Source organism: Arthrobacter sp. P1_B11, assembly GCF_056406715.1.
In genome coordinates, this window is record NZ_JBFTZQ010000009.1 from 195,041 (window position 1) to 217,326 (window position 22,286).

Here is a 22,286-nt window from a genome sequence, read left to right on the forward strand (position 1 = left end):
CGCGTAACGGTGCACGCAATTTCCCTCGGGCCGAAGATTTTTTTTGAGTCCAGGGGCCACCGAAAACACCACGCATTGCCGGGTACTCGGAGTACTTGCTTGTACTGGGTACGGCCACGGTCAGCGTCATGAGGTCACCCATTTCATGCATATCTGGCGGTCCTCCGGGGTGAGGATCGCATGAACGCCGCTGGGAACTGCGGTAATACCAAACTACGCCTGAGTTCTTGGGAAAAACTTGCACTTTTGTAGCCCCAGACGCCCCATCCCCAAGGTTTAAGGGGGATGCCTGAAGGGGCCAAGCCAAGTGGTCACCCCTTGGCTGGGGAAGCAACCAAGTAGTCCTTTCCCGAAAATTCGAGTACCCGCTACTCGTGCCCGTGCTTGCCTGATTGACAAGTATGAGTCCAAGCCATTCATGGGGAATGCAGTCATGGGGATAGTAGGTGCAAGATGGTTCAGACAGTTGCAGAGGACACTCGCTGGTCAAGGAGAGTCCACGAAGACGAGCACTTTCCGACAGCCTCAGAGGGTGAGGGTGGAGCGCCGGCGCGGCTCTCGATCAGCATCCTGGGTCCGCTCAAGGTCCGCCGCGGAAACGTGGTCATCGGATCCCACGAGCTGGGCGGCCCGAAACCGCGGCAGGTCCTTGAGATCTTGTTGCTCAAGCTCGGAACACCGGTTTCCAAGAACCACCTGATCGACGTCCTGTGGAACGGCCAGCCTCCCGCCGAGGCCCTGTCCACTCTCGAAAGCTATGTCAGCGTCCTGCGGCGCCACCTGCAGCCGGGCTCCGGCAAGGGCGGAGCGCTTCGGACGGTCACCGGCGGATACTTGATTGACCGCGCCGCGGTGGACCTGGACCTTGACCGGTTCGACGATCTCCTGAAGCAGGCCGGACACGCCGCCCCCGCGGAGTCCTACAAGATGCTTGAGAAGGCACTGGAGATCGCCTCGGTGCCGCTGCTCGGCGATGAGCTCCTAGCCGGCTGGGCCGAAGAGGAACGGGCGCTGCACGCAGCCCGCGTGGCCAGCATCAAGGCCCGGGCCGCCGAAGCCGCCGTCACCGTGGGCCAGCCGGAGCGCGCCGTGGCCCTCGCCAGCGAACTGCTCCTGGATGACCCCATCAACGAAAGGGCCTGGACCGCACTGGTGCTGGGCCTCGAGGAATCCGGACAGTACATGGAGGCGCTTCGGGCGTACGGACGCTGCCGCCGTGTCATGGACCAGGAGATCGGCTGCCTGCCCGGGCGGGCTCTGCGCGATGCGCACGCCCGGCTGCTCCAGGCAACCGCCGTGAGCGATGATGAAGCTGCTGACCTGTCCGACGGGGATTCACCGCTTCCCCCGCTTTCTTCTCAGCGTATGCGGGAGATCAGCATCCTGACCATCGACGACCACAGCACCTTCACCGAGCTGCTCACCGCTGCCCTGGACCGCGAGCCGGACCTGCGCAGCGTGGCCTCGGCCACCACCGCCAAGAGCGGCGTCGAGCAGAGCATGGCGCTCAAGCCCGACGTCGTGATCATGGACTACCACCTGCCCGACGGCGACGGCCTCACCGCCGCTGCCCGCATCCTGGCGGATGCTCCACAGACGCGGATCGTGATGCTGACCGGCGACCCGACTCCGGAGGCGCTGCGCACAGCCGCCTCGATGGGCATCTGCGCCTTCCTTCCCAAGGGCGGCTCGCTGTCCACGCTCCTGGATACGCTCCGGTACGCACGGGCCGGCAACATGGTTGTTCACCCGTCGCTGGTCGCACAGCTGGGCATGAGCACTCCGAAGCCCGCCGCGGCTGTCCGCGAAGTGGAGCCGGGCGGTCCGGTGCTGACGCCGCGCGAGCTGGACGTGCTCAGGCTGATGGCCGGCGGTCACGGTTCAAAGGAAGTGGCAAGCAAGCTGGACATCTCGCTCAACACCTGCCGGGGCTACGTGAAGGCAATCTTCGCCAAGCTGGGAACCCATTCTCAGCTCGAATCGGTTATGGAAGCTTCACGGCGCGGCATGCTCGAGCAGCCGTCCAATGGCTAGGCCATCCCTCCGGAGGCCTGTACTGTTCCGTCCGCTGGAATCGCCGGCATCCGAGCGTTCCGAAGTCTTCAAGGCCGTCCGTCGTTTCCTGCTCATGGGTCTGGTGGCCCTGGTTGTGGTTATCACGCCAGTGGCCTTTTGGATCTGGTCCGAGGCCGAAAGACATGCGCTGCAGAATTCGGAGCACTCCACGGAGCAATTGGCGCAGAACGTGGTGGGGCCGCTCCTGGACAAATCAGTGCTGTCCGGAAACCCGGCCGCGGTGGCGCGCCTCGATGCGCGGCTTCGTCCCTGGATGGATGACCGGTCTGTCTTTGAAATCAGGCTCTGGAACAAGAACGGGCGCATCGTCTACTCGGAGGACCCCAAGCTGATCGGGCAGACGTTCGAGCTGCCCGGGGAGGCCGCCGAGGTGCTGAACGGCCAGGATGTGCCGGCCAACCTGGATATGCAGAAGGACGAGGTCAGTTCGCCAGGAGCCTCCACCGAGGAATTGGTTGAGGTCTACGTTCCCGTCACTGCACCCAACGGTGAGCTGCTCGTGTTCGAGGCCTACTACGACGTCGGTGCTGTCCGCCTGGAGCAGACTGCGGTGCTGTTCGGCATGGCGCCGCCCTTCCTCCTTGCATTGGGCGTGCTGCAATTGGCACAACTTTTCCCGGCCGTTAGGCTCGCAAAGCGTATCCAGGCCTATGAGGCCGCCCGCAGCCGCCTCCTGCACCGAGCCATTGAAGCCTCGGAACTGGAACGCCAGCGGATTGCGCGTGACCTGCACGATGAAGTGATCCAGGACCTCTCGGGTTTGTCCTACGTGCTGGAATCCGAGGAGCTGCACGGTCCGGTAGGCCAGCGCCAGCTTTTCGCTGATGCCCGGCGGATCCTGCAGGATAACGTCCGGAGCCTGCGCGCGATGACCAGCGAGCTCTACCCGCCGGACCTCAACCGGCTGGGCCTGTCAGGCGCCCTTGCCAGACTGGGTGATCCACTTGAGGAACGCGGAATCAGCCTCGCGCTCGAGCTTCCGGCCAAGTGCGAGCTGGACCGGGACCGTGCCGCCCTGTTCTACCGAGTGGCGCGGGAGGCCCTGGCCAACACGGCCAAGCATTCCAAAGCGGCCAACGCCGAGCTCCAGCTCAGGCAGGACGGGAAACGCTCCGAAATCCGGATCCACGACGACGGCTGCGGTTTTGACCAGAGCTTGGGATCACCCGAGGGCCACTTCGGCCTGCGGATCATGCGGGACACCATCTGCGAGGCCGGCGGGACCCTGCAGGTGATGTCGGCTCCCGGACGGGGGACCACAGTGATTGCCCGGTTCGGCGTCGGCGTCGAGGCGGATCTGGCCGCCGACGTCTACGATGACATCGACGACGACGTCCCGGGGGACGTCCCTGGGGTGCCGCAGCCGGTTCCCTAGGAACCTTCGGCGCTTGGGGTTCCTAGGAGCCTTGGGATCCTTGGATTTCTGTGGGTCCTTTGGGTCTTGGGTGCAGCGGCGGTGCCGCCGTTTTTGAAGGTTTAGGCTTGCTGCATTGGGGTGCAGCGGCTCGTCCTGCTGTCGTGGCACTTGCCCGTCGGCTGGATTGCGGTCTTGGGGGTCGCGATCTGGCCCGGACTTCCCAGGCCATAACGGCAACGCGCCCAATTGCAGGCCCAAAAGGCCGTTTCTCGGTTTCCCTCCTAATTTCTGCACAACATTCCTGCACCACACAATTTGCTAGGTCTCAATCGCGGCTCCCTCGTCAACAGGGCGCCGCCCCAAAAGCCGCCGGTCCCCCCACGACGTTGGGGGGCCGGCGTCGTTCAAAGAAAGCTCAGTCAAATGACATCGCAGAGCCCGGAAGGTCCCGCTGGACTGCAGCACCCCCGCTTTGCCCGCGCATACGCACGGGCCGTCGTCGGGATGAACCGCCGAGGAGGCGCCGACCACCGCCGGCGCCTGTTGTCCGGTTTGCAAGGAAGCGTAATCGAAATCGGGGCCGGCGAGGGGTCATCGTTTGCGCTGTACCCGGAGACCGTGACGGACGTCCTGGCCATTGAACCGGACGACTATCTGCGCGGACTGGCCGACCGGCGGGCGGCTTCGGCCCCGGTACCCGTTGTCCTGGTTGCGGGATCGGCCGAACACATCCCGGCGCCGGATGCCGGCGCGAATGCGGTGGTCTGCAGCCTGGTTCTGTGCAGCGTTGCGGACCAAGCAGGCGTCCTGGCGGAAGTCTTTCGCGTGCTGCGCCCGGGTGGAACGCTGGCCTTTTACGAGCATGTCCGCTCCAGCCGCCGGATCATTGCCGCGGCGGAGGACGTGCTGGCGCCCGGCTGGCAGCGGGTGGCGGGCGGCTGCCACCCCAACAGGGACACGCTGGAGGCCATCAGTGCTGCAGGATTTCAGGTGAAGGACAACGAGCGTTTCGGTTTCTCCGGTCATCCGCTCGCCCCGCCGGTGGCTCACATTCTGGGGCATGCCACCCGACCGGAGTGAGGGACGCGGCTCGTTCGGGAGGCTTGTCCACATAGCGTGATTCCTGCTGAGGCGGCGGCTTGGGGCACCGGTACAGTGAAGCCATGCCTGCCGAACGGCCTCCCGGGCCTTCCCATTTTCCGTCGCTTTCCGCGCCGGCGTTGCGTTCTCCGGGCGACATGCCCCCTGTTGAGGAGCTGATCGGCGCCGCCCACGTGGTGGTGCTGCCCATGCGGGTGAAGTTCCGCGGCATCCTCGAACGCGAAACGCTCCTGTTAAAGGGACCCGTAGGCTGGGGCGAGTTCGGCGCCTTCCCGGAATACGGCGACGCCGAAGCCTCCCGGTGGCTCGCCGCCGCCATTGAGGCCGGCTGGCGTGGTTTCCCGGAGCCACTCCGGACCAGCATCCCCGTCAATGCCACGGTGCCGGCGGTCCCCGCCGCGCAGGTGCCGGAAATCCTGGCCCGGTTCGGCCGCGTGGACGCCGTCAAGATCAAGGTCGCCGAGCGCGGGCAGACCCTCGACGACGACGCCGCCCGGGTGGACGCGGTCCGCGCCGCACTGCCGGACGCCGCCATCCGTGTGGATGCCAACGGAGGCTGGGACGTTCCGGAGGCCGTGGAAGCACTCACCAGGCTGGCCGGCGTCGGGCTGGAATACGCGGAGCAGCCGGCGCCGGACATCGAGGGCCTTGCCGAGGTCCGCCGCCGTCTGCGCTCGGCGGGTATTCCGGTGCTGATCGCGGCCGACGAAAGCGTGCGCAAGGAAGACGATCCGCTCAAAGTGGCCCGCGCCGGCGCCGCCGATCTGATCGTGGTCAAGGTGGCGCCACTGGGGGGAGTGCGGCGTGCGCTCAGCATCGTCGCGCAGGCCGGGATGCCCGCCGTGGTGAGTTCCGCGCTGGACACGTCCGTGGGAATCCGTGCGGGCCTTGCGCTTGCTGCCGCCCTGCCGGAGCTGCCCTACGCGTGCGGCCTGGGGACGGTGTCACTCCTGGCCGGGGACGTCACCGTTGATCCGCTGGTGGCCGACGACGGCGCCATCCGGCTCCGTGAGGCCTTCGCCGACCAGGGGCTGCTGGAGCAGTACGCCGCCTCTTCGGAGAGGAGGGAATGGTGGCTAGCCCGGCTGCGCCGCGCCTACGCGGAGATCGAGTGACCGGCGGTCCTTGACGAACATACCCCCCTGGGGTATGTTAATCGTGTTGTCAGTGAAGTGGTTTGTCCAGGCCTCCCGTCCCGGGCCGTTACAGCCGTTCAACCCCAGCATCCTCATCACCTCTTTCCGTGAAGGAACGAACTGAAATGCCTGGATCAGACGCACCAACTCACGCGCATTTAGGGCGCGGAACCAACGGCCTCACCGAAAGCCACTCGGACCACGCGATGAATGCCACGTGGCCGGACGGCGATCATGAGGTGCACACGCACGGCCAGCATGCCGGGCACAGCACTGCCATGTTCAAGAACAGGTTCTGGCTCAGCCTTGCCCTGTCCTTTCCCGTCGTCTACTTCAGCCCCATGTTTGGGGACTTGCTCGGCTACATGCCGACCGAGTTCCCCGGATCCACATGGATTCCGCCAGTGCTGGGTACAGTGATCTTCTTCTACGGTGGCCAGCCCTTCCTCAACGGTGGCCTGTCCGAACTCAAGGCCCGGCGCCCCGGCATGATGCTGCTGATCGGCATGGCCATCAGCGTCGCCTTCGCTGCCTCCTGGGCCACGAGCCTGGGCATCGGCGGATTTGACCTCGATTTCTGGTGGGAGCTGGCACTGCTCGTGGCCATCATGCTGCTGGGCCACTGGATCGAAATGCGCGCCCTCGGTTCCGCCCAGGGGGCGCTCGACGCGCTAGCGGCACTGCTGCCGGACGAGGCCGAGCGAATCACCGGCCACGGCACCGAAACCGTCAGCGTCCTGGAGCTCCGGAGCGGCGACACCGTGCTGGTCCGTTCCGGAGCCAGGATGCCCGCGGACGGCACGATTATCGGTGGCCAGGCTGAATTCGACGAATCCATGATCACCGGCGAGTCCAGGACTGTTCCCCGTGGCGTGGGCGACCCCGTGGTCGCCGGGACTGTAGCTACGGACAGTTCCGTCCGCGTCCGCATCACTGCCGTCGGCGACGACACGGCGCTGGCCGGCATCCAGCGGCTGGTCGCGGAAGCGCAGGCGTCGTCGTCGAAAGCGCAGGCCCTGGCCGACAGGGCTGCGGCCTTCCTCTTCTACTTCGCAGCAGGCGCAGGCGTCATCACGTTCATTGTCTGGACCCTGCTCGGCAGCGTTCCGGACGCCGTTACCCGCACGGTCACCGTGCTGGTCATCGCCTGCCCGCATGCCCTGGGCCTGGCCATCCCGTTGGTCATCGCCATCTCCACCGAGCAGGCCGCCCGCGTCGGCGTGCTGATCAAGGACCGGATGGCCCTGGAAAGCATGCGGACCATCGACGTCGTGCTGTTCGACAAAACCGGCACGCTGACCAGGGGCGAGCCGGAACTCAAGGATGCGGCCAGCGCGGACGGCGTGGGCAGGGAAGAGCTGCTGGGTCTCGCCGCCGCGGTTGAGGCGGACAGTGAGCACCCCGTGGCCCGGGCGATTGTGCGGGCAGCACGGGAGCAGGGACTGCGTATTCCCTTGGCCACTGACTTCACGTCACTGACGGGCAGGGGCGTGCGGGCCGCCGTGGACGGCCGCCTCGTTCAGGTGGGCGGCCCTGCGCTGCTCCGGGAGCTAGGCATTGCGGAAACCGGAGAATTGGCTGAAGCCACCAGCCGCTGGAAGGGCCGCGGGGCGGCGGTGTTGCACGTGGTGGAGGGCGACAGGATTCTCGGAGCGGTGAGCCTTGAGGACGCCGTCCGCGACGAATCGAGGCGGGCTGTCTCCGCACTTCAGCACCGGGGTATCCGGGTGGCCATGATCACCGGCGACGCCCGGCAGGTGGCACAGGCCGTGGCCGCCGAGCTGGGCATCGACGAGGTATTCGCCGAGGTGCTCCCTGCGGACAAGGACAAGAAGGTGGCCGAGCTGCAGGGCCGCGGCCTGAAGGTGGCCATGGTGGGCGACGGCGTCAACGATTCGCCGGCGCTGGCCAGGGCGGAAGTAGGCATCGCGATCGGCGCCGGCACGGACGTGGCCGTCGAGTCAGCGGGCGTCATCCTGGCCGGCAACGATCCCCGGTCTGTGCTGTCCATGGTGGATCTGTCCAGGGCAAGCTACCGAAAGATGTGGCAGAACCTGGTGTGGGCCACCGGCTACAACATCATTTCCGTCCCGCTGGCCGCCGGTGTGCTGGCCTTCGCGGGAGTGGTGCTCTCACCGGCCGCCGGCGCGGTGCTGATGTCCCTGTCCACGATCGTCGTTGCACTCAACGCCCAGCTGCTGCGCCGGCTGAAGCTCAACCCGGCCCGGATCAGCTGACCCGCCGGCGCCCGGCAGTTGCTTCTTCCTGCGCTGCGAACATGAACTTACAGGTCTGTAAGTTCACCGGATCTTAACCAGAGCGTCCTCTCACATTTAGTTCTCGCTGGAAGGGTGGCCGGGACCGCATCTCACCCCTTGGAAGGTCTCTCCATGTCTGAAATCCCCGGGCGCAAGTTTGCCCTGCTGCCTATGCTCGGCCACACCAAAGGCAAGCGCAGCCCCGTCACCTGTGCGCTGAAGTGCGACAACGCCTGCTCGGGCGACGTCTGCAACACCAGCTCCAACAGCTACTTCCGTGACATCGCGTCCACCACCCTGTCCCGCCGCGCCGCCCTGGGCTTCGGCGCCGCCGGTGCTCTCGCCGTCGTACTCGGCGGCTCCCTGACTTCTTCCGAAACTGCCGTTGCCGACGGCGGGACCGGCCTGTCGGCCGCCGCGACGAACGGTTACGGCCGCGCGGGCACGTCCAAGCTTCAGTTCACCGCCATTCCCTCCATCGGCACCGACGTCGACGCCGTGACCGTTCCGGCAGGCTTCACCTGGCAGCCAGTCATCCGCTGGGGTGACCCGATCTTCAACGACGCCCCCGCGTTCGATCTCACGAACCAGACCGCCGCTGCACAGTCGCGGCAGTTCGGCTACAACAACGACTACTCGGACATCCTGGAGATCCCGGGCAGCAAGGGCCGCCGCGCCCTGCTCTTCGCCAACCATGAGTACACCAACGAGAACATCATGTTCCCGGCCACGATGCCGGCCGCCGAGATGCGGGCCGTCGGTGCCGCCGCCCACGGGCTGACCGTGGTGGAGCTGGAGCGTAAGAACAAGAACCAGCCGTGGAGCTACGTGAAGGGCGCCGGCCTGAACCGGCGGTACCTTAACAGCACCCGCTACGAGCTGACGGGGCCCGTCGCCGGCTCCCTCCTCGTCAAAACGACTGCCGATCCGGCCGGACGCTGGATCAACGGCACGCTGGGCAACTGCTCCGGCGGCACCACGCCGTGGGGCACCGTCCTGTCCGGCGAGGAGAACTTCAACGGCTACTTCGTCGCCCCGGGCACGTCCGCCGCCGATAAGCGCTACGGCCTCACCAACAAGCCCACGGCCCGCCAGTGGGAACTTGATGACCCGCGCTTCGACGCCAACAACTCCGGCTACGAGAACGAAACCAACCGCTTCGGCTGGATCGTGGAAGTCGACCCGTTCGACCCCACCTCCACCCCGAAGAAGCACTCTTCCCTGGGCCGCTTCAAGCACGAAGGCGCCAACGTGATCGTGGCCAGGTCCGGGCACGTTGTGGCCTACATGGGCGACGACGAGCGCTTCGACTACCTGTACAAGTTCGTCTCAAAGAACAAGTTCATCGACGGGAACCGCCGTCACAACATGACGCTGCTCTCCGAGGGCGACCTGTACGTGGCCAAGTTCACCGGCGACGCACCGGCGTCCCAGATCGACGGCTCCGGTTCGGTTCCGGCCGACGGTTCCTTCGACGGCACCGGCGAATGGCTGCCCCTCGTGGTGAGCGGGAAGTCCAAGGTCGCCGGGATGTCCGTGGAGGAAGTGCTCGTCTACACGCGACTGGCCGCGGACAAGGTGGGCCCCACCAAGATGGACCGCTGCGAGGACGTCCAGCCGAGTCTGCACACCGGCAAGGTCTACGTGGCCTGCACCAACAACTCCGACCGCGGCAAGGTGGGCAAGGAAGGCGCCACGGAGGTCAACCCGCGCAACGAAAACCGGGACGGCCACATCGTCGAGATCACCGAGAACGGCGACCAGACCTCGACGAAGTTCACGTGGAACCTGCTGATGGTCTGCGGTGATCCCGCTACCGGCGACGTCACCTACTTCTCCGGTTTCCCGGCAGACCAGGTCTCGGCGATCTCCTGCCCGGACAACCTGGCCTTCGACTCCGTGGGCAACCTTTGGATCTCCACCGACGGCGCCCCCTCCGGGATCGGCAAGGCGGACGGGCTTTTCAAAGTCACCCTGGAAGGCACCGAGCGCGGCCGCGTGGAGCAGTTCCTCGCCGTCCCGCGCGACGCCGAAACGTGCGGCCCCATCGTCCACGACGACGAACGCACTGTTTTCGTTTCCGTGCAGCACCCGGGCGAGGAAGGCACCTTCGAGGCGCCGCACTCGTACTTCCCGGACTACGTGCCTGCCGGTGCCACACCGAAGCGCGGCCAGGTCCGGGCACCGCGGCCGTCCGTGATCCAGGTCTTCCGCAAGAGCGCGTAGGGGCTCCGCTCCCGACCCTCTCGCAGGTCCTGTGGCTTTCTGGTCGACCCTCTCGCAGGTCCTGTGGGTTTCTGGTCGACCCTCTCGCAGGTCCTGTGGGTTTCTGGTCGACCCTCTCGCAGGTTCTGTGGGTTTCTGGCCGACCCTCTCGCAGGTTCTGTGGGTTTCTGGCCGACCCTCTCGCAGGTCCTGTGGCGGGGGAGGGCGGGATCTGCGGGAGGGTTGGGATGGTGGCAGACTGGTTCGGTGACTTCCGAGGACCAAACCGAGCCTTCCGCGCCCGCTATCTCCAGGCCCACAGGGCCCGTCGCCGGCAGCGCGGCACCTACGAGGCAGGCCCGTGCGGGCAGCGTCAGCATTCCAGCGCACTCCACCCCGCCCGCCGGCCAGGGCAGCGAGACGCACTCCACCCCGCTGGCCGGCCCCCAAAGCCGTCTGACATCGATGGCCGCGGCCAGAATCACGGTCGCCGCGCTGCTCGACGGCGGTGTCAGGTACGTGGTGGTCGCACCGGGTTCGCGGTCGGCCCCCATGGCGTACGCGCTGGCGGAAGCGTCGGCGGCGGGCAGGGTGGACCTGCTGGTCCGGATCGATGAGCGTTCCGCCGGCTTCACCGCCCTGGGCCTTGCCCTGGCCACCGGCGCTCCGGTGGCTGTCCTGACCACTTCAGGGACCGCCGTCGGGAATCTCCTGCCTGCGGTCATGGAAGCCAACCACGCCGCTGTGCCGCTCGTCGTGCTCTCGGCCGACAGGCCGGAGGAGCTGCGCGGCACCGGCGCAAACCAGACCACCGTCCAACTGGACCTTTTCGGCGAGCACGTGCGCTTCGCCGTCGACGTCCCAGCCGGCGACAGCCCCCAACGCGCCGTGGACACAGCCCTCGCCGCCGCCACGGGGGCCTTCGAGGACTCGCCGCCCGGGCCCGTGCAGCTCAACCTTGCGTTCCGCGATCCGCTGGTCCCGGAGGCGGGGGAGCGGCTGCCCGAACAGCGCGGACACGGCACGTTCCGGATCGGCACCGAGCCGCTCACCATGACCCTGACGCACACAACGTCAGATCTGCCCGAGTGCCGCACAGTAGTGCTCGCAGGGCACGACGCCGGGCCGGTCGCCGAGGCGTTCGCCCGCGCGCACGGCCTTCCCCTGCTGGCCGAGCCGTCGTCCAACTCGCGGTTCGGACCGAACGCTGTGGGCCCGTACCGGCTGCTGCTGGAGCACTTCGGCCCCGAGGCAGCGCAGCCGATCGAACGCGCGGTGGTGTTCGGACGTCCCACACTTTCCAGGCCCGTCTCGGCACTGCTGGCCCGGGCAGACATCCCCGCCGCCCTGTACGAGCCCGTCCCGGTGGCCTGGCACGAGCCGGGCCGCCGCCGCGAAACCCCGATCACAAGCCTGACCGAACTGGCGGAGTTCGCGGGCCGCGGTTCCTCGGCGTGGCTCGACGCCTGGCTGCTTGCGGGGGCCGCCGCCCAGCATGCCATAGACGGCATACTCGCCGACGCCGAAGCGGCGACCGGCCCGGCCGTCGGCGCCCTCGTCTGGCAGCACTCGCGCGGCCAACTGGTCCTCGGCTCGTCCAACGGCATCCGCGACGCTGACCTCGCCGGCCAGCCCGCCCCCGGACCGTCGGCCACAGTCTTCGCCAACCGCGGCCTCGCCGGAATCGACGGCACCGTCTCCACCGCCACCGGCATCGCGCTCGGCGGCCACCAAGAAACCACCCTGCTGCTGGGCGACGTCACCTTCCTGCACGACGCCGGCAGCCTCCTCCTCGGCGCCGACGAAGCTCAGCCCGACCTGCGCATCGTGGTGCTCAACGACTCCGGCGGCGCCATCTTCAGCCTCCTGGAGCACGGCGCGGTGGCCGAGGCAGGCGGCTACGGAGACGCCGTCGAACGCCTCTTCGGCACCCCCCACTCAGTGGACATTGCGGCACTCGCCGCAGCGTACGGCGTCGGGCACTGCGCGGTGAGTACGACGGCGGGACTCGCCGAAGCGCTTGCCGCACCCTTCGCCGGGCGCACCATCATCGAAGTGCGCACCGACCGGCACGACCTCCGTGCCCTGCACGCACGGATCAAGGCGGCAGTGAGCGCGGCCGTGGCGGGCGTGCTTGCGGACTAGCTTTCCGCCCTTCGACGCGGAAAATACCTGACGCTACGGGAATTCCATGGGCGCGGGGCAATGTGCGCGTCGCGGAGCAAGGTGCGCGTCGTCAAAGGGCGTCGGCCGGATTTTCCACATAGCCCCGATCGCCGCTGTTCGGCGCTGCCCAAAGCTGCGATTGTTCCATCCATGACCGAACTGCCGCGACTGATTCTCGCCCGCGATCACATACAGCAGGGGCTGACACCCAAGGACCTCGCGCGGCGCTCCAATGCCGGCGCGCTGGTCAGGATCCGGCACGGCGTGTACGTGGATGGGGTCGCCTGGCATGCCCTCAAACCCTGGGAGCAATAGCGGCTACGGGTGAGTGCCGCAGCGGAAACCTGCGGTTCACCCACGGTGTTTGCCCGCCATTCCGCAGCCAGCGTCTGGGGCATCCCCACGGTTGGCCGCCAGGAAGTGGTGCATGCCCTGACTCTCCAGAACGACGGCGGCCTGTCCCGTGCCGGTGTCCGCCGGCACTACGCGGATCCGGCTGGCCTGACGGCGGTCCGGCGCGAGGGACTTTTGGTCACCGGACGGGTGCGCACCGTGCTGGATCTCGCTGCGTTCACGTCCTTTGCCGAGGCCATCGTTCCGCCGGACCACGTGCTCAGGCCGGACAAGGGGAAGGGGCTACCGGCTCTGTCCAAGGAAGCGCTTTTGGCTGGTGTCGCTGGAAACTACACGTCCGCGGCCGCCCGCAGGATCGCGGCGGCCGTTGATTTTGCGGATCCGCTTTCTGGTTCAGCGGGAGAGTCGTACGGCCGTGCCCTCATGAGCGTTAAGGGCTTTGAGCCACCGGTCTTGCAGTACGAGGTCCGTGATGCGGATGGGCTCGTTGGTTACGCAGATTACTACTGGCGCGGCGTCCGGGTTGCCGGCGAGTTCGACGGCGTCGACAAGTACTTGAAGCCGGAGTACCTCCAAGGCCGGAGCCCGTCCCAAGCCGTGGTCGATGAAAAGTACAGGGAGGACCGGATCCGGGCGACCGGTCGTGCCGTAGTCCGGTGGATCTGGTCGGACCTAACGACCCCCGGGCGACTGGAACGGAAGCTGGCGACGGCCGGCGTGCCCCGCCGTCGCGCCCGTTCAGCGGATGCGCAAATTCCCCCGTGACACCCAAATGCCCCGGCGCTACCGGAATTCCAGTAGCGTCAGGGCATTTGCGCAGCGTCAAGCGAGAAGCGCAGCGAAGAAGCCTACTCTGCGATCTCGATGTGCGTCGGGTCCAGCACGCGCTTGAGGAATTCCTTGGTGCGGCCCTGCGTGGGCGAGCTGATGACGTGCTCGGCCACGCCTTCCTCCACCACCACGCCGCCGTCCATGAAGACCACGCGGTCGGCGACTTCCCGGGCGAATCCCATCTCATGCGTGACCACGAGCATGGTCATGCCTTCCTTGGCCAGGTTCCGCATGACAGAGAGGACATCGCCCACGGTCTCGGGGTCCAGAGCGGACGTGGGCTCATCGAAAAGCATCAGCTCGGGGTCCATGCTCAGCGCCCGGGCGATGGCCACGCGCTGCTGCTGGCCGCCGGACAGCTGGTCCGGGAAGCGGTCGGCGAGGTGCCCCAACCCCACGCGGTCAAGGTTGGCCTGGGCCACGTTGTCAGCCTCGGCCTGGGAGCGCTTGAGCACCTTGGTCTGCGCCACGGTGCAGTTGCGCAGCGCATTCAGGTGCGGGAAAAGGTTGAACTGCTGGAACACCATGCCCACTTTGCGGCGCATCTTGTCGATGTCCACGTCCAGGTCAGTGGCCTCGAAGCCGCCCACGTGGATGGTGCCCTCGTTGGGCTGCTCCAGAAGGTTGACACAGCGCAGCAGCGTGGACTTGCCCGAGCCGGACGGGCCGATCAGGCAGACAACCTCGCCCGGGGCAACGTCCAGGCTGATGCCCTTGAGGACCTCGTTGGAGCCGTAGGACTTGCGCAGGTCCTTGATGGAGACCCCGGCGGCATGGACAGACCCGGTGTGGTTGCGGGAGGGAATTACGACGTCGTTCATGACTTCTCTGCCTATCGCTTGGTCCGCGCGGAGCGGCTTTCGAACTTCCGGGCCAGGAGGCTCAGCGGGATGGTGATCACCAGGTAGAACGCACCGGCCACCAGAAGCGGCGTGAGGCCCGCGCCCAAGCTGGAGATGCCGTCACGGCCGAACTTGGTGAGCTCGTACTGCGAGGCGGTCAGGCCCAGCACGTAGATCAGCGAGGAGTCCTTGGTCAGCAGGATGACCTCGTTGGTCAGCGGGGGCAGCACAATCCGGAAGGCCTGCGGGATCACAATGGTGACCATGGCCCGCCACATCGGCATGCCGAGCGACCGCGCGGCTTCCATCTGTCCCTTCGGAACGGCCTGCAGGCCGGCGCGCAGGGTCTCGGCGATGTAGGCGGAGGCCACCATGCCGAGGGAAACCATCACCACGATGTTGACGTCCCATGAAACGCCGAAGGCCAGTGGCACGCCGTAGCCGAACGCAATGAACACCAGCAGCGCCGGCACGCCGCGGAAGAATTCGATGTAGCCGGTGGCAATCCAGCGGTACAGGGGGAAGGTGGACAGCTTCATGAGTGCCAGCAGGAGGCCGCCGGACAGGCCGACGACAAACGCCAGCGCGGTGTAGATCAGGGTGTTCTTCAGGCCGACGAGGATGATTCCGGGGAACATCGGGCCGATCTTGCCGAAGTTGAAGACGCTGTTGCCGACGGTCTTCCAGTCCGTTGCCAGAATCAGAGCGGCCACGGCCACGACGAAGATTCCGGCTTGGATGTACAGACTGACTTTGGCTCGTTGACGTGCGGTCATTGCCATGGTGTGCTCACATTCGTTTTGCGCAGTTGAGGCCCCGCACGGACTGCTGAGCAGATCCTGAACGGGGCCCCGGCTGCGTAGGTCTCAGGCCGAAGCGCTGGCTTACTTGGCTGCTTCGCCGAACCAGGTGGTCTCGTACTTCTTCAAGGAGCCGCCGTCGGCCAGGCGCTTGAGGGTCGAGTTGACCTGATCAGCCATAGCGGTGTTGCCCTTCTTGATGGCGATGCCGAGCTTCTCACCGGTGGCGTAGTTTTCGACGCGCTTGATCTTGGCATCGTCCTTGATGGCATAGCCGAGAACCGACTGGTTGCCGAGCGCGGCGTCGATGGTGCCTGCCTTGAGGGCCTGGACCAGGAGTCCGGTGTCCTCGAACTGCTGCGCGTCGAGGCCCTTGTCCTTGGCGTACTGCGCACCGGTGGTGGCCTGCTGGACGCCCACCTTCTTGCCCTTGGCGCTGTCGATGTTGGTGATGCCGGACGCCTCGGTGGCAACCAGGGTCAGGTCATCGTTCAGGTACGGGTTGGAGAAGTCCATGACGGACTTGCGGGTGTCCGTGATGGAGATGGAGGAGATCGAGACGTCGCACTGGGTCAGGGCCGTCCCGGTTTCGATAGCCTCGAAGGAGCTGTCCACCACGTTGAGCTCGGCCTTCATATCCGTGGCGAGCTCGGCCGCGATGTCCATGTCGAAGCCGACGTTTTTGCCGTCCTTCTGGAATTCGAACGGCTCGTAGGGAATGTCCGAGCAGACAGTGAGCTTGCCGGCGTTGATGAGCTGAACGCTGCCAGTGCTGCTGCTTGCCGCGGGAGCCGAGCCGCCCCCGCCGCATGCGGTGAGGCTCAGGGCCCCGACAGCGAGGATTGCGGCGGCCTTGGCGCTGAGCTTGGCCGTGGCAAGGGACTTGAGCTGCATGTTTCTTACCTTTTGTTGCAGGAGTATGCGGGTCTAAAGCGGTTCATAGTGTATCTCTGAATAAGAGATGTGCATCACAGAAAACTTAGTTTCACCATTGGACAACTAAAGCACACCGGATTTCAAGACCTTGGCACCGTCACGTGTCTGGAATCCCGGACTCTGTCAATCTACGCCACCCCGCCCGCTTAGCCCAGTCCTACCCTGGCTTTGCGGTAGCCCTAGCTGCTGATGCCCAGCGATTCCAGCATCGGACGGAACTTGGCCCACGTCTCCGCCAGCTCGGCCTCCGGATGCGATCCCTCGACTATTCCGCAGCCGGCATATAACCGGACGGTGTTCGGTGATTCGATGACGGCTCCGCGCAGGGCGATGCCCCATTCGCCGTTCCCCGCGGCATCGAGCCACCCCACAGGCCCGGCGTACGGCCCGCGGTCCAGGTGTTCGAGTTTGCGGATCAGGGCACCGGCCACCTGCGTTGGCGTGCCGCACACCGCCGCCGTGGGGTGAAGCGCGTTAATCAGGGCAAGGCACGTGGGGACGTGCCCCTCCACCTCGGTGAGCTCCGCCTTGACGTCCGACGCCAGATGCCACACGTTCGGGAGCTCCAAGATGAACGGTTCGCTGTGCGCGTTCATCGCCTCCGAGAATGGCGCCAGCTGCGTGGTCAGTGACTGGATCGCGATCTCGTGCTCGTGCCGCTGCTTTTCGGAGCCAGCCAGCACGCGCTCGGCATAGTCCAGCGGGAGCCCGGCCTCGCCGACAGCGTCGCGGCGGTCCAGGGTTCCCGCCAGGACGCGGGCCTGCGCTGTGCGGCCTTCCACCTGGATCAGCATTTCGGGCGTGGCACCCACCAGCCCGTCCACTCCGTAGGTCCAGCATTCGCGGTACCGCACGGCGAGCTCGCGGAGCACTTCCGCCGCGTTAACGCCGTCCGGGACTGTGGCGACGACGTCCCGGGCAAGAACCAGCTTCTCCAGCCGGCCGGTGCGGATTTCGGCCACCCCGGCGGCGACCGCGGTCATCCAGTCCTCTTCGCTCAGAGAACCGGTCTGCAGGGTGGCAGTCTCTGAACGCCCGACGGCGGTCCCCGCCTCAGCGGGCACGTCGCCACGGGAGGCAGCGGGGGTACCCCGGGAGGCGGTCGGAGCGGACGAACCAGGAGCGGAGGAACCAGGGGCGGCGGGCCCGGACGCCTCCAGCCACCCGTTCAGTGCGGCGAGGGCGCCCTCTTCGGTGAGTTCGCCGTCGTCGGCCCTTATCTGGGTGAGCCAGGTGCGGCCGTCACGGAGGCCCACCACGATCTCCGGCACGATCAGCCGCGACTCGTGGGCCGAAACCTTGGAGAACGCGAACGAGCCGAAGGCCACCGGGCCGGTGCCCGGGCATTCGACGTGGTCGGTGATGTCCGCCTCGATGACGAGGTGACGCCACCAGATGTCGGCCTCCAGGAAGCGCTCCGGGCCGGTGGCCGTGAACCGTGCCACCTCGCCGAAGCCCACAAGGCCGGCTTCGCGGCGGGTCCAGCAGAGGACATCGTCCCGCACCAGATACGACGGCAGCCCCCCGGGAGTCGATTCTCCATCCAAAGGGACTGTCAAGGTGCGGAGCGTTCTGGTCATGATGGATCAACAGTACTCTCCGGTACTTGAAGCTGCCTGTTCCTACCCGTGGCGGCAAATACAAAACGGTAGATTCAGGTAGATTGTCAGGGTGAACCGAGCATCCTTGGATAAGCGTCCGGACGAAGTAGCCACGATGTTTGACGACGTCGCAGCTAAATACGACGTCGTTAACGATGTCCTCTCTATGGGGCAGACCCGCCGCTGGCGCAAGGTCGTGGTGGAAGCCATGGATGTGAGGGCAGGCCAGCGCGTGCTGGACCTGGCCGCCGGAACAGGCACGTCCAGCGAGCCATATGCCGATGCAGGCATAGATGTGGTGGCCTGCGATTTCTCCCTCGGGATGCTCAAGGTGGGCAAGCGCCGCCGCCCGGACATCGACTTCATCGCCGGTGACGCCACCAACCTGCCGTTCGCGGACAACACCTTCGACGCCAGCACCATCTCCTTCGGCCTGCGCAACGTCAACGAGCCCAAGAAGGCCCTGGCCGAGATGCTCCGGGTGACCAAGCCCGGCGGCAAGGTGGTCATCGCCGAGTTCTCCCAGCCGGTAGTGCCGCTGTGGCGCACGATGTACACCGAATACCTCATGCGTGCGCTGCCTGCCATCGCTGTCAAGGTGTCCTCCAACCCGGACGCCTACGTGTACCTCGCTGAATCCATCCGCGCCTGGCCGGACCAGGACCACCTCGCCGCGTGGCTGCAGGAATCCGGTTGGGAAGACGTGACCTACCGCAACCTCAGCGGCGGAATCGTGGCGGTGCACCGCGCGCACAAGCCGCTGGCCGACGGCGGGGCTGCCGCAATCGCCGCCCACACCGGGCCGGTGGCCAAGCTGCGCCGCAACATCCCGCGCGGCGCCCGTTGACACCGTGAACGTACTGATTGTCGGCGCAGGCCCGGCCGGATCCACCGCTGCGTATTACCTCGCCAAGGCCGGCGTGGATGTCACGGTCCTCGAAAAAACCAGCTTCCCGCGGGAAAAGGTGTGTGGCGATGGCCTCACTCCGCGGGCCGTCCGGGAGATCCAGAAGCTCGGCCTGCCGCACCCTGAAGAGGACGGCTGGCGCCGCAACAAGGGCCTGCGCCTCCTCGCCGGCGGCCGCTCCATCGAACTTCCCTGGCCCGAGGTGTCCGACTTTCCGCAGTATGGCCTGATCCGTACCCGCCTCGGTTTCGACGAGGAGCTGGCCCGGCACGCGCAGGCCGCGGGCGCCGTGGTGCTCGAACGCCACAGCGTCACCGAAGCGCTCCGCAGCGAGGACGGCCGCGTCAGCGGCGTCCGCGCAGCGCTCTTGGACGAGTCCGGGCGCAAGACGGGGGAGACGCGCGACTTTACCGCCGACGTCGTGCTCGCCGCGGACGGCAACTCCACCCGCACCGCCGTGTCGCTCGGCATCCAAAAGCGCGATGACCGCCCGCTCGGAGTCGCGGTGCGCACCTACTTCACGTCGCCGCGCCACGACGACGACTGGATGGAGGGCTGGCTGGAGCTTCCCGGCCGCGACGGCAAGTTGCTGCCCGGCTATGGCTGGGTGTTCGGCGTGGGCGACGGCACCTCCAACGTGGGCCTCGGCATCCTCAACTCGTCCAAGGAATTCGGCAAGCTCGACTATAAGCAGGTGCTCCGTGAGTGGACTGCCGGCATGCCTGCCGAGTGGGGCTTCACGCCCGAAAACCAGGTGGGCGAGATCCGCGGCGCCGCGCTGCCGATGGGCTTTAACCGCACGCCGCACTACTCGCCCGGCCTGCTGCTGCTCGGCGACGCCGGCGGCATGGTGTCCCCGTTCAACGGCGAGGGCATCTCCTACGCCATGGAGTCCGCCCGCTTCGCGGCCGAGTTCATCATCGACACGTCTCGGTTGGCTTCCAGCCGGCCCGCTTCCGGCGGCTGGAACGCGTCCGACGCCGATGCCCGCCTCGCGGGGTATGCGGACTATGTGCGGGAACAGTGGGGATCGCACTTCACGCTGGGGCGCGCATTTGCCGCGCTGATCGGCAAGCCCGCGGTGATGAAGCTCGCCCTGCGGACCGGGATGCCCTTCCCCGTGCTGATGCGCTTCGTGGTCCGGCTGCTGGCCAACCTGACCGACCCGTCCGCCAAAGGCTTCGAGGACCGGGTGATCCGGGTGCTGGAGCTGCTGGTGCCGGCCACGTCCAATTCGTCTGTCCAGCCGCCGTCCGGCCTCAAATCAGCGGTTTCCGCAACAAAAAGTTAGGGTTAACCCGTGACCAACTCCGCGAACCACAGCTGGACGCACGCCGGGCATGGCCTGCCGACGTCCGAACCCAGCCTCAACACCACCGCCATCGCCACCGGACTGCAGCTGCCGGCAGGCTTCGCGGCCATTGCGGGGGACCCCGAACTCGGGCCTGCGATCACCAACAACCTGGCGCGCGTGGAGAAGAAACTCCGCGAAGCCATCGCCAACTCGGATCCGCTGGCTGACGCAACGTCGCGCCACCTCGTGGAAGCCGGCGGCAAGCGCATCCGCCCCCTGCTGACCCTGCTCTGCGCCCACCTTGGTGACGCCTCGCTGCCCGCCGTGGTGCAGGCCGCGGTGGTGGTGGAACTGACCCACCTGGCCACGCTGTACCACGACGACGTCATGGACTCGGCACCCTTCCGCCGCGGCGCCCCCACGGCACACGAGGTCTGGGGCAACTCGGTGGCCGTCCTGACCGGCGACCTCATCTTCGCCCGTGCGTCGATCCTGGTGTCCGAGTTGGGCTCGCGCGCACTGGGAATCCAGGCCCGCACCTTTGAGCGGCTGTGCCTGGGCCAGCTGCACGAAACCGTTGGCCCGCGCCCCGACGAGGACCCGGTGGAGCACTACCTCTCGGTCATCGCGGACAAGACCGGCTCGCTCGTGGCTGCCTCCGGCCAGCTCGGCGCGATCTTCGCAGGTGCCGACGAAGCCTACGAGGAGCTCCTGGTTGAGTATGGCGAAAAGGTGGGCGTGGCCTTCCAGCTGGCCGACGACGTCATCGACGTCACGGGCATCAAGGTGAAGTCCGGCAAGTCCCCGGGAACGGACCTGCGCGAAGGCGTTCCCACCCTCCCGGTGCTGCTGCTGCGCAGCGCTGCGACGAATGGCGACCAGTCCGCCGTCGAACTTCTCAAACTGATCGACGGCGACCTCACCTCGGACGAGGCACTCGCCGAAGCTGTTGCCGGCCTCCGCGAGCACCCCGTGACCGCCGAGTCGTGGGTTGTTGCCCGGGCCTGGGCGGACGAAGCGATTGCTGCCCTTGCCCCTCTGCCGGAGGGCGTGGTGAAGGACTCGCTGACCAGCTTCGCCCGGGCCGTGGTGGACCGCGCGAGCTAGCTCCGTCCCCGGCTACAGGCTTGGCTACAAGGGCTTGGCCACACGGGCTTAAACGGAACGGCCCCGGTTCCCTGCAGCGCCACACTGCCAGGAACCGGGGCCGTTTCTCCGTTCGCATCAGATCCACCGGAGGCGTTTAGTGGATCCGTGAATGAGTCTATGACAGCTTTGTCATAAACATCAAATCCGCTGTTAACCAGCCTGTCACGGTCTTGCTGCTCCCGTCGTGACCCTGTTCGGACGGTGGGGGCCCGGGACACGCCGGCGAGGTGGCGCGCCGCGACCGATCGGGCGTGAAAGCAGTTCGGGAGCGGCAGCCAGGGATTGTCCACATAGGGCCACCGGTCGGTAGCCGGCGCCGCGGACCTTGGCCACGATGGCTCCATGGAGCTTCTCGGATTTGTCCGGCACCGGGGTGGGGCAGTCAAGCGCAGTGATCTCCTGCAGGCCGGCTTCCGGCGTCTCCAGCTCGACAGTGCGGTCCGCGCCGGCCAGCTGTATCGTCCATTTCGCGGCGTCTACGCGACGCGCAACGCGGACGACGGCGTCCTGGCCGCCTTTCGCGCCAACGCCCGGCTGACGTGCATCTCGGCAGCGCGCTTCTACAACCTGTGGACGTTGCGTCCGGAGGCAGCATTCCACCTGAGCTGCGGGAACGGCGTTCCCAAGGCGGGTGTCGTTGACCACGCGCCCTGCACTCATGCCCCGCATCCGGCCTATCCTGTGGCCGGCCTGGCAGACGTGCTTCTCCACGCGCTGAGGTGCCTGCCGGAGCTGGATGCACTGGTGCTGGTGCAGTCCGCCACTGGCAGCGGCCAGATCTCGGCAGCGTTCGTCAGGAAAAAGCTTGCCGGTAACAGGAACGGGAGGGCCCGCGCCGTGTTGGACCTGCTCATTCCGAGGGCAGATTCGGTGCTGGAAATCCTGGCCCACACCCATTTCGTCGGGGCGGGCCTCCGCGTCCGGATGCATGTCATCCTGCCAGGCGTGGGCGAGGTGGACTGCCTGGTGGAGGAATGTGTCGTGGTGGAGCTGGACGGCTCCTCGCATTTTGAGCCGCGGCAGGTCAAGAAGGACCATCGCAGGAACAATGTTGGAATGCTTGGCGGCCACCTCACCCTGCGCTACTACTACGACGATGTGGTGCACCACCCCACGGCCATGGTGGAGCAGGTCCAGGCGGTGCTCCGGCTCCGAGCCCTGGGCCGGTTCGCGCCTGGCTGGTTCGCCCCCGGCTGGTGACCCGCCGCGCCCGAGGGGGTGCCGCCGTCGTGACCTTCTTTGACGGTCCGTCCTCGGAGACACGCAGGTGCCA

General features: G+C 66.7%; 17 protein-coding genes. 13 read left to right on the plus strand and 4 right to left on the minus strand.

The window, feature by feature from the left end; genetic code table 11:
• Positions 1 to 453: 453 nt before the first annotated feature.
• From AC1D14_RS10160 to AC1D14_RS10200, 9 genes are all read left to right on the plus strand, one after another.
• On the plus strand, positions 454 to 2,034 hold the full coding sequence (locus AC1D14_RS10160; protein ID WP_230118969.1) for a BTAD domain-containing putative transcriptional regulator: 1,581 nt from the start codon (positions 454 to 456) through the stop codon (positions 2,032 to 2,034).
• Positions 2,027 to 3,451, plus strand: coding sequence for a sensor histidine kinase (locus AC1D14_RS10165; protein WP_230118970.1), 1,425 nt, complete (start codon positions 2,027 to 2,029; stop codon positions 3,449 to 3,451). Before AC1D14_RS10160 ends, AC1D14_RS10165 begins: the two co-directional genes overlap by 8 nt.
• 405 nt (positions 3,452 to 3,856) lie before the next feature.
• On the plus strand, positions 3,857 to 4,513 hold the full coding sequence (locus AC1D14_RS10170; RefSeq protein WP_230118971.1) for a class I SAM-dependent methyltransferase: 657 nt from the start codon (positions 3,857 to 3,859) through the stop codon (positions 4,511 to 4,513).
• A gap of 158 nt (positions 4,514 to 4,671) precedes the next feature.
• On the plus strand, positions 4,672 to 5,649 hold the full coding sequence (locus AC1D14_RS10175) for an o-succinylbenzoate synthase (protein ID WP_230118976.1): 978 nt from the start codon (positions 4,672 to 4,674) through the stop codon (positions 5,647 to 5,649).
• A 146-nt stretch (positions 5,650 to 5,795) separates the two neighbouring features.
• A complete protein-coding gene (locus tag AC1D14_RS10180; RefSeq protein WP_476968428.1) occupies positions 5,796 to 7,907 on the plus strand; it encodes a copper-translocating P-type ATPase in 2,112 nt (703 codons plus the stop codon).
• Positions 7,908 to 8,060: 153 nt separating this feature from the next.
• Positions 8,061 to 10,154 carry a PhoX family protein gene (locus tag AC1D14_RS10185; protein ID WP_230118973.1) on the plus strand — a complete coding sequence of 698 codons (2,094 nt, stop codon included), beginning with the start codon at positions 8,061 to 8,063 and terminating at the stop codon, positions 10,152 to 10,154.
• Between the two features lie 444 nt (positions 10,155 to 10,598).
• Positions 10,599 to 12,278, plus strand: coding sequence for a 2-succinyl-5-enolpyruvyl-6-hydroxy-3-cyclohexene-1-carboxylic-acid synthase (gene menD, locus AC1D14_RS10190; protein WP_476968439.1), 1,680 nt, complete (start codon positions 10,599 to 10,601; stop codon positions 12,276 to 12,278).
• 171 nt (positions 12,279 to 12,449) lie between these two features.
• The gene (locus AC1D14_RS10195) at positions 12,450 to 12,614 is read left to right on the plus strand and encodes a type IV toxin-antitoxin system AbiEi family antitoxin domain-containing protein (protein ID WP_230121210.1); all 165 of its coding nucleotides are present in this window, start codon (positions 12,450 to 12,452) and stop codon (positions 12,612 to 12,614) included.
• A gap of 9 nt (positions 12,615 to 12,623) precedes the next feature.
• Positions 12,624 to 13,418 (plus strand): hypothetical protein, encoded by a 795-nt coding sequence (locus tag AC1D14_RS10200; protein WP_476968429.1) that lies wholly within the window; start codon positions 12,624 to 12,626, stop codon positions 13,416 to 13,418.
• An 83-nt stretch (positions 13,419 to 13,501) separates the two neighbouring features.
• Here AC1D14_RS10200 and AC1D14_RS10205 read toward each other — a convergent pair whose 3' ends face one another.
• The 4 genes from AC1D14_RS10205 to AC1D14_RS10220 all read right to left on the minus strand — a co-directional run bounded on the left by AC1D14_RS10205 (position 13,502) and on the right by AC1D14_RS10220 (position 17,642).
• The gene (locus tag AC1D14_RS10205; RefSeq protein ID WP_230121212.1) at positions 13,502 to 14,305 is read right to left on the minus strand and encodes an amino acid ABC transporter ATP-binding protein; all 804 of its coding nucleotides are present in this window, start codon (positions 14,303 to 14,305) and stop codon (positions 13,502 to 13,504) included.
• A gap of 11 nt (positions 14,306 to 14,316) precedes the next feature.
• On the minus strand, positions 14,317 to 15,108 hold the full coding sequence (locus AC1D14_RS10210) for an amino acid ABC transporter permease (RefSeq protein ID WP_230121213.1): 792 nt from the start codon (positions 15,106 to 15,108) through the stop codon (positions 14,317 to 14,319).
• A gap of 102 nt (positions 15,109 to 15,210) precedes the next feature.
• Positions 15,211 to 16,020: an ABC transporter substrate-binding protein gene (locus AC1D14_RS10215; protein ID WP_230121214.1), complete on the minus strand. Its 810-nt coding sequence runs from the start codon at positions 16,018 to 16,020 to the stop codon at positions 15,211 to 15,213.
• A gap of 221 nt (positions 16,021 to 16,241) precedes the next feature.
• On the minus strand, positions 16,242 to 17,642 hold the full coding sequence (locus tag AC1D14_RS10220; protein WP_476968430.1) for an isochorismate synthase: 1,401 nt from the start codon (positions 17,640 to 17,642) through the stop codon (positions 16,242 to 16,244).
• A gap of 91 nt (positions 17,643 to 17,733) precedes the next feature.
• Between AC1D14_RS10220 and AC1D14_RS10225 the strand changes: the two genes are divergently transcribed.
• The 4 genes from AC1D14_RS10225 (at position 17,734) to AC1D14_RS10240 (ending at position 22,213) form a co-directional block, all read left to right on the plus strand.
• A complete protein-coding gene (locus AC1D14_RS10225) occupies positions 17,734 to 18,510 on the plus strand; it encodes a demethylmenaquinone methyltransferase (RefSeq protein WP_230121216.1) in 777 nt (258 codons plus the stop codon).
• 4 nt (positions 18,511 to 18,514) lie between these two features.
• A complete protein-coding gene (locus tag AC1D14_RS10230) occupies positions 18,515 to 19,861 on the plus strand; it encodes a geranylgeranyl reductase family protein (RefSeq protein WP_230121217.1) in 1,347 nt (448 codons plus the stop codon).
• Positions 19,862 to 19,870: 9 nt separating this feature from the next.
• On the plus strand, positions 19,871 to 20,971 hold the full coding sequence (locus AC1D14_RS10235; RefSeq protein WP_230121218.1) for a polyprenyl synthetase family protein: 1,101 nt from the start codon (positions 19,871 to 19,873) through the stop codon (positions 20,969 to 20,971).
• A 384-nt stretch (positions 20,972 to 21,355) separates the two neighbouring features.
• The gene (locus AC1D14_RS10240) at positions 21,356 to 22,213 is read left to right on the plus strand and encodes a DUF559 domain-containing protein (RefSeq protein ID WP_230121219.1); all 858 of its coding nucleotides are present in this window, start codon (positions 21,356 to 21,358) and stop codon (positions 22,211 to 22,213) included.
• The last annotated feature ends 73 nt before the right edge of the window (positions 22,214 to 22,286 follow it).